The 10,743-nt window shown below is 69.0% G+C and carries 9 protein-coding genes and 1 pseudogene; 7 read left to right on the top strand and 3 right to left on the bottom strand.

Annotation, left to right across the window (positions count from 1 at the left end; translation table 11 throughout):
• Positions 1-972, top strand: a 972-nt coding sequence (locus ACWGI8_RS30470; RefSeq protein ID WP_453665767.1) for an RDD family protein, incomplete at its 5' end; no start/stop codon positions are given.
• A gap of 109 nt (positions 973-1,081) precedes the next feature.
• The gene (locus tag ACWGI8_RS30465; RefSeq protein WP_453665765.1) at positions 1,082-1,843 is read left to right on the top strand and encodes an RDD family protein; all 762 of its coding nucleotides are present in this window, start codon (positions 1,082-1,084) and stop codon (positions 1,841-1,843) included.
• Here ACWGI8_RS30465 and ACWGI8_RS30460 read toward each other — a convergent pair.
• Complete coding sequence (locus ACWGI8_RS30460; protein ID WP_453665764.1) at positions 1,832-2,158, bottom strand: hypothetical protein; 327 nt, start codon at positions 2,156-2,158, stop codon at positions 1,832-1,834. The two genes, ACWGI8_RS30465 and ACWGI8_RS30460, sit on opposite strands and share 12 nt — an antisense overlap.
• Positions 2,159-2,584: 426 nt before the next feature.
• On the opposite strand from ACWGI8_RS30460, the gene ACWGI8_RS30455 reads away from it, so the two are divergent.
• Together ACWGI8_RS30455 and ACWGI8_RS30450 are read left to right on the top strand one after the other, a co-directional pair.
• Positions 2,585-5,008 (top strand): immune inhibitor A domain-containing protein, encoded by a 2,424-nt coding sequence (locus tag ACWGI8_RS30455; RefSeq protein WP_453665762.1) that lies wholly within the window; start codon positions 2,585-2,587, stop codon positions 5,006-5,008.
• 120 nt (positions 5,009-5,128) lie between these two features.
• Positions 5,129-5,431: pseudogene (locus ACWGI8_RS30450) on the top strand (hypothetical protein); the annotation flags it as partial.
• 164 nt (positions 5,432-5,595) lie between these two features.
• On the opposite strand, the gene ACWGI8_RS30445 reads toward ACWGI8_RS30450, so the two are convergent.
• The gene (locus ACWGI8_RS30445) at positions 5,596-6,222 is read right to left on the bottom strand and encodes an isochorismatase family protein (protein ID WP_453665760.1); all 627 of its coding nucleotides are present in this window, start codon (positions 6,220-6,222) and stop codon (positions 5,596-5,598) included.
• Positions 6,223-6,369: 147 nt separating this feature from the next.
• Positions 6,370-7,698 (bottom strand): nicotinate phosphoribosyltransferase, encoded by a 1,329-nt coding sequence (locus ACWGI8_RS30440; protein ID WP_453665769.1) that lies wholly within the window; start codon positions 7,696-7,698, stop codon positions 6,370-6,372.
• A gap of 175 nt (positions 7,699-7,873) precedes the next feature.
• On the opposite strand from ACWGI8_RS30440, the gene clpS reads away from it, so the two are divergent.
• The 3 genes from clpS (at position 7,874) to ACWGI8_RS30425 (ending at position 10,553) form a co-directional block, all read left to right on the top strand.
• Entirely contained in the window at positions 7,874-8,185 is a 312-nt protein-coding gene (gene clpS / locus ACWGI8_RS30435; RefSeq protein ID WP_453665758.1) for an ATP-dependent Clp protease adapter ClpS, read from the top strand.
• The gene (locus tag ACWGI8_RS30430; RefSeq protein ID WP_453665757.1) at positions 8,185-8,784 is read left to right on the top strand and encodes a DUF2017 domain-containing protein; all 600 of its coding nucleotides are present in this window, start codon (positions 8,185-8,187) and stop codon (positions 8,782-8,784) included. Before clpS ends, ACWGI8_RS30430 begins: the two co-directional genes overlap by 1 nt.
• Positions 8,785-9,104: 320 nt before the next feature.
• Positions 9,105-10,553, top strand: coding sequence for an amino acid permease (locus ACWGI8_RS30425; protein ID WP_453665756.1), 1,449 nt, complete (start codon positions 9,105-9,107; stop codon positions 10,551-10,553).
• Positions 10,554-10,743 lie beyond the last annotated feature (190 nt).

Here is a 10,743-nt window from a genome sequence, read left to right as displayed (position 1 = left end):
GCGGACCGCGCGCCCGGGGTCCGCTTCGACCGAGCGGCCGGCCAGGCGGCGGATCGCTCCGACGCCGCGCAGGCGGACCCGACCGGGGGCGCGCTCCCGGGCGTGCGCAGTGTGGCCGGGGCCGGGGCCGATGAGGCACAGCCGGTCACCGACGGCACCGTCACCATCCGCGCCCAGCGCCCGCAGGGCGGCACGCCGCCCGCCGAGGGCACGATGGCGATCCGTACGATGACGCCGCAGCAGCCGCAGCCGCAGGCTCCGCAGCAGCCCCAGGCTCAGCAGTTGCACCCGCAGCCCCAGGTACAGCCGCAGGCCCAGCCCCAGGTCCCCGCGCAGCAGCAGCCGCCTCTTTCCGCCGGGGCGGGCGGTGGATCCGCCTCGTGGGCCCAGCAGGTGCACCGGCTCGCGCAGCAGACCGATGAACCGCCGGTCGTGCCGTGGAAGCCCCCGGTCAACGACCCCTTCCTGCAGGCGGCGCAGGCCCAGGCCGCGGCCCGCCCGGCCGGCCTCGGAAAGCGGTTCGTGGCCCGGCTGATCGACACGGTCGTGCTGGGCGCGCTCGCCGGAGCGGTGTCCTTCCCGTTCGTCTCCAAGGCGCTGACGCACATCGACGACAAGATCCAGGCGGCGAAGATGTCCGGCGAGACGGTCACCGTGTGGCTGCTCGACGGTACGACCGCCACCCAGTTCGGTATCGCGTTCGCCGTGCTGCTTGTACTCGGAGCGCTGTACGAGGCACTGCCGACCTCGAAATGGGGCTGGACGCTCGGCAAGAAGCTGCTGGGCCTGGAGGTGCGGGACATCGAGTCGCACGGGCCCCCGCAGTTCGGCGCCGCGCTGCGCCGCTGGCTGGTGCACGGGGTGCTGGGCGTGCTGCTCATCGGCGTCGTCAACGTGCTCTGGTGCCTCTTCGACCGGCCGTGGCGGCAGTGCTGGCACGACAAGGCGGCACACACGTTCGTGGCGGGCTGACGTACCGGGCCGGGCGTCCGGCTGACGCCCTGCCAGCCCTCTGGCCCGAGGGTCCCCCGAACGGCACTGAGCCGTTGCGAGACCTGGCCGGGCGGGGTGCACTGCCCCCATGAGCAACGATCAGCCGCCCGGCCCGCCGCCCGAGGACGACCCGTTCCGCAAGAGGCCGCAGGAGCCGCAGGGATCGCAGGAGCCCCCGCCGCCTCCGGGCGGTCCACCACCCTGGGGCCAGCCGCCCCCCGGTGGACCTCCGCCGAGTGAGGGTCCACCGTACGGTGCGCCTCCGCCTCCGGGAGCGGGGTCCCCGTACGGCCCACCGTACGGCGGCGGTGCGCCGCCGCCGTACGATGCGAGCGCCTACGGCGGTGACCCCTACGGCGGGTCCGATCCACTCCGTGGCATGCCGCCGCTCGCGAACTCCGGCAGGCGCATCCTCGCCCGCTTCCTCGATTGGCTGATCGTCAGCATCCCGCTCGCGATCCTCGGGGTTGGCCTGTACTTCGCCACGGGGCCCGATCCCGACGACTGGGAAAACGGTTTTGGTGATGCGTTCACCGTCTCCGCGTTTGGGTTCTGGTTCATCTCGCTCGTGGCGTATGTCGCCTACGACACCCTGATGGTCAGACGGAACGGTCAGACCCTCGGCAAGAAAGTGATGAACCTGCGCGTCGCGATGCTCAACGACGGGAGCACTCCGGACACCGGCTCCGCGCTGATGCGGGCCGTGGTCTTCTGGCTGCCGACGATGATTCCGTACTGTGTCGGCTTCGTCTGGTTGATCATCCTGCTGATCATGATCCTGGTCGACAAGCCGTTCAAGCAGGGGCTGCACGACAAGGCCGCCAAGACCGTGGAGGTGTCAGCGGCGTAGCGAATGCTCGCCGACGCGGGGCTCGGCCCCGGCGTGGGTGACGGGCACCCGGGCGGCGGAATCCGCGGAGGCGTCCGCGGTGAGGGCGGGACCCGCGAGGGCGGCGGCAGGGTTCACAGGGACCGTGCGCGCCGCCTTCGCCTTTGCGGGCAGGGGCACGGTTACGGCGACCAGCAGGCCCAGCGCGAGGGCGGCGACTCCGATCACCGCGACGCCGATGCCCGTCGTGGTGCGGGAGAGCAGAAGCATGGCGACGGTCGAGACGACGACAGTGGCCGAACCGTAGGCGAGCTGTGCGGCAGTCGGACGCGGCATGACGGTTTCCGTCCCTCGAAGCATCAATTCGGTGGTGTCGCAACGGGTCGCACTGTCTGGCGACTCTACGACGGTGGATGCCCGAGAGGAACCGGTAGTAAGCGTGACCTAACCCACGGTGCCGGTGCACTGGGGGCGCATGGAGTCACTCGTCTCATGAACTGACATGCTCGGTGCGCCTGTTGACCGGATCGCACGTGCGCGAGAGGGTCGCCGGGGGAGTGTGTGGCCATGCATCCGAGATGCGTCCGATATCCGGAACTGCGCTACTGCATAGTGCAGTTGGCTTGTTCAAGTCAAGGTCTGTCTTTTCTCCGTTGACTCCGGTCAAATGTCGTCACTTGTGCACGCGCTGCCGCGCGCGGATCCCACCCCACATCCGTTGGTCCGCGGCTTTGTCGGCGGTGCGGGGGAGGACACAATCAAGTGACCAGCAGACGACGGGCGATCAGAGCGTCCGCGGTGTTCGTGGCCCTGGCCGCGACCGGCGCGACGGCCGGAGCCTTCACTACGGCCCAGGCCGAGAACAAGCCCTCCGGCTCCGCCGGTATCGAGCGCCATGACCCGGCGCCCGGCGCGGACCACGACCAGGCCCGGGTCGACCACGACCTCGACGGCCCGTTCAGCAAGCAGCAGGAGCAGCAGCGCAAGGCCGCGCTGGAGCAGGTCATATCCGGGGACGCGACCGTGCAGAAGCGCGGCGCGTCCAATGTCGTGAAGCTCGACGACAAGAAGTACGTCGAGCTCGGACGGGAGAAGACCGACAAGATCTTCACGATCCTGGTGGAGTTCGGCGACAAGGTCGACGACACCACGATGTTCGACCCGGACGGCGCGGGCCCGAAGCCGCCCGTCAAGAAGTACGGCGGTACGCCCGGCCCGCTGCACAACAAGATCGCCGAGCCGGACCGCAAGGTGAACAATTCCACCGCCTGGCAGAAGGACTTCAACCAGGCGCACTTCCAGGACCTGTACTTCGGCGAGGGCAAGGACAAGAAGGGGAACCCCAAGCACTCGCTGAAGACGTACTACGAGCGGACCTCCTCCGGCCGGTACTCGGTCGAGGGCACGGTCTCCGACTGGGTCAAGGTCGACTACAACGAGGCCCGCTACGGCTCGAACTACTGCGGTCAGTCCAACTGCAACAACGTCTGGGACGCGGTCAAGGACGGCGTCACCGCCTGGACGGCCGACCAGAAGGCCAAGGGCAAGACCGACGAGCAGATCAAGGCCGAGCTGTCCCAGTACGACCAGTGGGACCGCTACGACTTCGACGCCGACGGCAACTTCAACGAGGCCGACGGCTACATCGACCACTTCCAGATCGTCCACGCGGGCGAGGACGAGTCGGCGGGCGGCGGCGCCGAGGGCCCGAACGCCCTGTGGGCCCACCGCTGGTACGCGTACGGCACCGACGCCGGCAAGACCGGCCCGGCGAACAACAAGGGCGGCGGTACCCAGATCGGCAACACCGGCATCTGGGTCGGCGACTACACCATGCAGCCCGAGAACGGCGGCCTCGGTGTCTTCGCCCACGAGTACGGCCACGACCTCGGTCTGCCGGACCACTACGACACCTCCGGCAATGGTGACAACTCCACCGGCTTCTGGACCCTGATGTCGTCCGGCTCGTGGCTCGGCACCGGCCAGGACTCCATCGGTGACATGCCCGGCGACATGACCGCCTGGGACAAGCTGCAGCTGGGCTGGCTCAACTACACCAAGGGCAAGGCGGCGACGAAGTCCACCCACAAGCTGGGTGTGGCCGAGTACAACACCAAGAACCCGCAGGCCCTCGTCGTCGAGCTGCCGAAGAAGAACGTCACCACCACCATCGTGAAGCCCGCCGAGGGCTCCAAGCAGTGGTGGAGCAACATGGGTGACGACCTCAAGAACACCCTCACCCGCTCCGTGGACCTCACCGGCAAGTCCAAGGCGTCCCTGGAGCTCTCGGGCTGGTGGGACATCGAGGCCGACTACGACTTCCTCTACGCCGAGGTCTCGACGGACGGCGGCGCCACCTGGACCGCCGTCGACGGCACCGCCGACGGCACGGCGATCCCGCGCGACGCGAGCGACGCCCCGGCCCTGACCGGCGCCTCGGGGGGGAACAAGAAGCTCGTTTACTCGCTGGACGCCTACGCGGGCAAGAAGGTCGACGTCCGCTTCCGCTACCAGACCGACGGCGGCGCGGGCGGCAAGGGCTTCACGGCCGACGCGATCACCGTCAACGCCGATGGCGCCCCGCTGTTCTCGGACAACGCGGAGGGTGACGACAACGGCTGGACCGCGAAGGGCTTCTCCCGTATCGGTGAGTCCTTCACCAAGGAGTACGAGCAGTACTACCTGGCCGAGAACCGTCAGTACGTCTCGTACGACCAGACCCTGAAGGTCGGCCCGTACAACTTCGGCTTCAAGGCGCCGAAGGCCCAGTGGGTCGAGCACTACCCGTACCAGAACGGTCTGCTGATCTGGCTCTGGGACACCTCCCAGAAGGACAACAACACCAGCCAGCACCCGGGCCAGGGCCTGGTCCTCCCCATCGACGCCAATGCCAAGCCGATGAAGTGGGCGGACGGCACCCTGCTGCGCAACCGCATCCAGTCGTACGACTCGACCTTCAGCACCTTCCGCTCGGACGCCTTCACGCTGCACAAGGCGGACGCGGAGCTGAAGATCGCTTCGCACAAGGGCAACCCGGTCTTCGACGACCGCAAGGGCGTCTACTGGTACGAGGAGACCGCGACCGCCGGCGTCAAGGTAACTGACACCAACACTCGGATATCGATCGTCAACGAGCCGAAGAACGGCCAGACGATCACCGTGAAGGTCGGCCCCTCGACGAAGTAACACGCATCGCCGCAGGTCAGAACGTGATCGGCCGTCGCCCTCTAGCGGGCGGCGGCCGATCGTGTTTAGGTGCGTCTGACCGAAGTTCTTATTGACAGTAAGCACGGGGGAGCGTGAGGCATGCCCGGCGGAGGCTTCTGCAAACTGCCAGGAGGCAGTGTCGTGGTCGCGATAGGCCTGCCCAGCCCGGCCGGCGACGGCGGCACGGTACGGATCCTGGTCCATGCGGCGAACCGTGCCCGCGCCCTGACCCGGCTGCGGAATCTGGGCCTGCGGGCGGTCTATCTGCGGGGGAACGCGGAACCGCCGACGCCGGACGAGATCACGGCGGTGCTGCACCACCCGGACGGCCTGGTCTGGCGTGCGGCGCTGCATGACGACACGGAGTCCTGGCACCCGATCCGCTCGCTCCTGCGGCCGCCCCGCCCGGCGTCACCGGCCTCGGGCGGGCAGGTCGGGGACACGGCTCCGAGCCGGGTCGTGGAACCGGCGCTCGGCCCGACTGCGGCCCCGGTCGCACCGGCCCGGGCGTCGTGCGTGCCCGAGTGAGGTGCGCGCGGAGCTCCCGGCCGGGGCGACCGCCTCGGCTACTTCACCCAGCGGGCGCCGGGCGACCTCTCCGGGGGTGTCCAGACGACCGGCTTGCCGCTGAGCTCGACGCCGGCTTCCCGGAGCTGCTCCAGCGCCCGCTCGGTCGTGTGCGGGGCGACGCCGGCGGTCAGGTCGAGCGGCACGTAGGTCTTGAAGCCCTCCCGCACGGCGTCCAGCGCCGTGAGCCGTACGCAGTGGTCGGTGGCGATGCCCACCACGTCGAGCTCGCTCACGCCGCGTGCGCGCAGCCAGTCGGCGAGCGACGTCCCGTTCTCGTCGGTGCCCTCGAAGCCGCTGTACGCCGCCGCGTACGCGCCCTTGTCGAAGACCGCGTCGATCGCGCCGGAGGCGACGGCGGGTGCGAAGTTCGGGTGGAAGCTGCTGCCCTCGGTGCCGGCCACGCAGTGGACGGGCCAGGAGTTCTCGAAGTCCGGGTTCTCCGAGAAGTGGTCGCCCGGATCGATGTGGATGTCGCGGGACGCGATGACATGGCGGTAGCCGGCATTCGCCTGAGCGACCAGATCGGTGATCGCTGCGGCGACGTCGGCGCCGCCGGCCACCGCGAGGCTGCCCCCCTCGCAGAAGTCGTTCTGAACGTCCACGACGATCAATGCGCGGTGCATGGCGGGTGTCCTTCGGTGGAGGGTGAGGAGGGGGACGGTCCGGCGGCAATGTTCTGAGGGTAGAGACTCCAACCGCCTTGCGGGAGGGGGCATTTGCCTGCTAACACCGCTGTCGTTGCCTCCCGTGTCATCCGGTGTTCATGTGGTTTACAGGTATTCCGTGGGGATCACCGGCTCACCACGGGACAGCTGGACCGCCGACATGGGCAGCGCCGCACGCGCCGCGATGTGCCGCTCACGCGCCGCGTCCAGCGGCTCACGGGCGACGATCTCGCCGCCCTTGACCAGCTCCACCAGCAGCTGCCGGTCCGCGAGCGCGTCCGGGACCTGTCCGGTGCCGAGCACCTCGGCCTCGGCGGCGCCCTCCTCGTCGGCCCGGCGGGCGGCCCACTTGCGGCCTCCCACGGACAGTTTCCCGCCGAGGGACTTCTTCGCCACCGGGGTCAGCGGGGCCTGCGGGTCGGTGGAGTCGGCGCGGGCGACCAGCTTGTAGACCATGGAGCAGGTCGGGTGACCGCTGCCGGTGACCAGCTGGGTACCCACTCCGTACGCGTCCACGGGCGCCGCGGCCAGCGAGGCGATCGCGTACTCGTCGAGGTCCGACGTCACGACGATCTTCGTGTTCTGCGCCCCCAGCTCGTCCAGCTGCTGCCGTACCCGGTGGGCGACCAGCAGCAGGTCCCCGGAGTCGATGCGTACGGCACCGAGCTCCGGACCGGCGACCTCGACGGCGGTACGGACGGCCTCGGCGACGTCGTACGTGTCGACGAGGAGGGTCGTCCCCCGTCCGAGTGACTCCACCTGGGCCCGGAAGGCGTCCCGCTCGGTGTCGTGCAGCAGGGTGAAGGCGTGCGCGCTGGTGCCGACCGTCGGGATGCCGTAGCGGAACCCCGCGGCGAGGTCGGAGGTGGAGTCGAAGCCTCCGACGTACGCGGCGCGCGAGGCGGCGACGGCGGAGAGCTCGTGCGTGCGCCGGGCGCCCATCTCGATGAGCCTGCGCCCGCCGGCGGCCGACGACATACGGGAGGCGGCGGCCGCGATCGCCGAGTCGTGGTTGAGGATCGACAGGATCACGGTCTCCAGCAGCACGCACTCGGCGAAGGAGCCCTCGACCCGCAGGATCGGCGAGCCGGGGAAGTACACCTCGCCCTCCGGGTAGCCCCAGATGTCGCCGCTGAAGCGGTAGTCGGACAGCCACTGGAGGGTCGGCTCGTCGACGATCCGCCGGTCGCGGAGGAAGCCGAGCACGCCCGGGTCGAAGCGGAAGTTCTCCACGGCGTCCAGGGCGCGTCCGATGCCCGCGACCACGCCGTAGCGGCGGCCCTCGGGCAGCCGTCGGGTGAAGACCTCGAAGACCGAGCGGCGATCGGCGGTCCCGGCCTTCAGTGCCGCCTGGAGCATCGTGAACTCGTACTGGTCGGTGAAGAGCGCGGTCGACGGCACGTCCACCGGCAGACCCAGATCCGCAACGTTCACAACGGTCAACCTCGCACTCTCGTCCTGGGCTGCGACCGGGCAGGCCGGGAGACAGGAGGCCGGCCCCCGGGGATTGCAGCCATGCAAAGGATGCTACCCCCAATCTCGTCAGAGTGACGAGATGTCCGCGAAACGCGCGGGGTCGTTTGTGCGACAGCGCCCCTCGGGTGGCAGCATGGGTGGAGTGACTGTGCCTCTAGAGATCGAGCAGACCCAGTCGGCCGAGGAGATCTTCGCCGTACCCGAGCCGGACGTCCCCTGGGTGACGATCGTCCACAACGATCCGGTCAATCTGATGAGCTACGTCACGTACGTCTTCCAGGCCTACTTCGGCTACTCCAAGGACAAGGCCCACAAACTGATGCTGGACGTCCACCACAAGGGTCGCGCGGTCGTCTCCAGCGGCAGCCGCGAAGAAATGGAACGTGACGTGCAGGCGATGCACGGCTACGGACTGTGGGCGACACTCTCCCAGGAACGCAAGTGATGGCCGGACACTTCGAAGCGCTGCCCGGTGGCGGCGCCGCCGTCGCTCTCGACGAGGTCGAGATCTCCATCCTCCGCTCGCTCGCCGTCCAGCTGCTGGAGCTGATCGGCCCGGGCGACGAGCCCGCCAAGGGGGAGGACCCGCTCGCCGCGCTCTTCGCGGACGGCCCGAGCGAGCCGCCCTCCGACCCGGCGCTGGCCCGTCTCTTCCCGGACGCGTACGGCGGCCCGGAGGGCGAAGGCGCCGAGAACGCCGATGAACTCCGTGAGTTCTCGGCCGAGTTCCGGCGCTTCACGGAGAACGATCTGCGCGACCGCAAGCGCGACGACGCCCTCGCGGTCGTCCGCAATCTCGATGCGCTCACCTCGACGGGCGAGGGCGGCGCGGTCCTGAAGCTGACCGCTGGCGACTCCCAGCACTGGCTCGGCGCGCTCAACGACCTGCGGCTCACCATCGGCACCCGGCTCGAGGTCACCGACGAGGACGAGGGCGGCGAGCTGTACCGGCTGCCGGACTCCGACCCGCGCAAGCCGATGGTGATGGCGTACCTCTGGCTCGGTGCGCTCCAGGAGACGCTCGTCGAGACGCTGATGCCGTAGGGCCACCGTCACGCCCGGAGTTGTTCGCTCAACGGACACTCAAATCCGGATAACGATCGCGTCACTCGCTCCCCCTGCTTTGCCGTGCCAGGTGAGGTTTGTCCGCTTCTTCCTGTGCGGTGCGTCACATCGTCCTGAATGGATCAATGTTGCGGCCGTGATAAATCTTCACGACCGCCCGGAGACACCACCCCTGTTCCCGGGTGCGCTTTGACCGGCAGACCGCCGGTGGCACTCCATTCCATATCCGGGGGGATCAGGACCTGATCCGCAGCCGTACGCAGTCGGCGCGGGTCAGCATGGAGAAAGGCGCAGCATCCATGACCTCAGCGCGGGTCGACAAGCATGACGGCAATGAGGCCGCGGCAACTTCGAGCGAGGGATACGAGCGTGGGCTCGGTCCCCGCCAGGTCCAGATGATCGCCATCGGCGGCGCCATCGGCGTGGGCCTGTTCCTGGGAGCCGGGGCGAACATCGCGAAGGCCGGACCCAGCCTCATCCTCATGTACGCCCTCGCGGGCGTGATCATCTTCTTCATCATGCGGGCGCTCGGCGAGCTGCTCCTCTACCGGCCGGTCTCCGGTTCCTTCGCGGAGTACTCCCGGGAGTTCCTCGGCCCGTTCTTCGGCTATGTCACCGGCTGGACGTACTGGCTGATGTGGATCGTGACCGGCATGGCGGAGCTCACCGCCGCCGCGATCTACATCAACTACTGGTTCCCCTCGGTCCCGCAATGGGTCACGGCCCTGGTCTTCCTGGTCGTCCTCTACGTCGCCAACCTGATCTCGGTGAAGCTCTTCGGCGAGATCGAGTTCTGGTTCTCGATGGTCAAGGTGACCGCGCTCGTCGGCATGATCGTCATCGGTCTCGGTGTGCTGACCTTCGGCTTCAGCGCCGCGGGTGACACCGCCGCCGTCTCCAACCTGTGGGCCTTCGACGGCTTCTTCCCCAAGGGCATCGGCTCCAGCCTGATGACCCTGCAGGGCGTGATGTTCGCCTACCTCGCCGTCGAGCTGGTCGGCGTCACCGCAGGTGAGTCCGAGAACCCCGAGAAGACCCTGCCCAAGGCCATCAACTCGCTGCCCTGGCGGATCGCCCTCTTCTACGTCGGTGCCCTCACGGTCATCCTGTGCGTGGTCAAGTGGACGGAGTTCGCGCCCGGCGTGAGCCCCTTCGTCGCCGCCTTCGCCAAGATCGGCATCCCGGCCGGTGCGGCCATCGTCAACTTCGTCGTCCTCACCGCGGCCCTGTCGTCCTGCAACTCCGGCATGTACTCGACCGGCCGTATGCTGCGCGACCTGGCCTCCAACGGCGAGGCCCCGAAGGTCCTGGGCAAGCTGGCCGCCAGCAAGACCCCGGCGATCGGCATCACCGTCTCCGTGGCCCTCATGGGCATCGGCGTGCTCCTCAACTACGTCGTCCCGGAGAAGGCGTTCGGCTACGTCACCTCGGTGGCCACCGCGGCCGGCATCTGGACCTGGATCATGATCCTCGTCAGCCACATCCGCTACCGCCGCGCGGTCGACGCCGGACGGCTGCCCGCCTCCTCGTTCCCGGCTCCCGGCGGCGCGGTCTGCAGCTGGATCGCCCTGGTGTTCCTGCTCTTCGTGACCGGCCTGATCGCGTACGACCCGGACTCCCGCGTGAGCCTGTACGTCGGCGCCGGCTGGGCCATCGCGCTCGCCATCGGCTGGGCCTTCATGAGGAAGTCGCGCAAGGCGCAGCTCACCGCCGCGCCCACCCGCGAGTACGCGGACGTCGCCAAGTAACGGCACGCTCCCCTCGCACCATCCATCGGGTCATGCCGGCCTCCCCGCCCGGCATGACCCGATGCGCATGTCCGGCGCCGATGCCGCCGGAGGACATCGCCCGCTTCGAGGACGGCACGGGCGAGGGGCGTCGGCGGAGACGGTCACCCCGCCGGAACAGCGAGAGGCCGGCAGCGGGTGCGTACCGGCC

The sequence above is a fragment of the Streptomyces sp. NPDC054841 genome (assembly GCF_053611045.1).
This window is presented reverse-complemented; position numbering and strand designations above follow the sequence as displayed.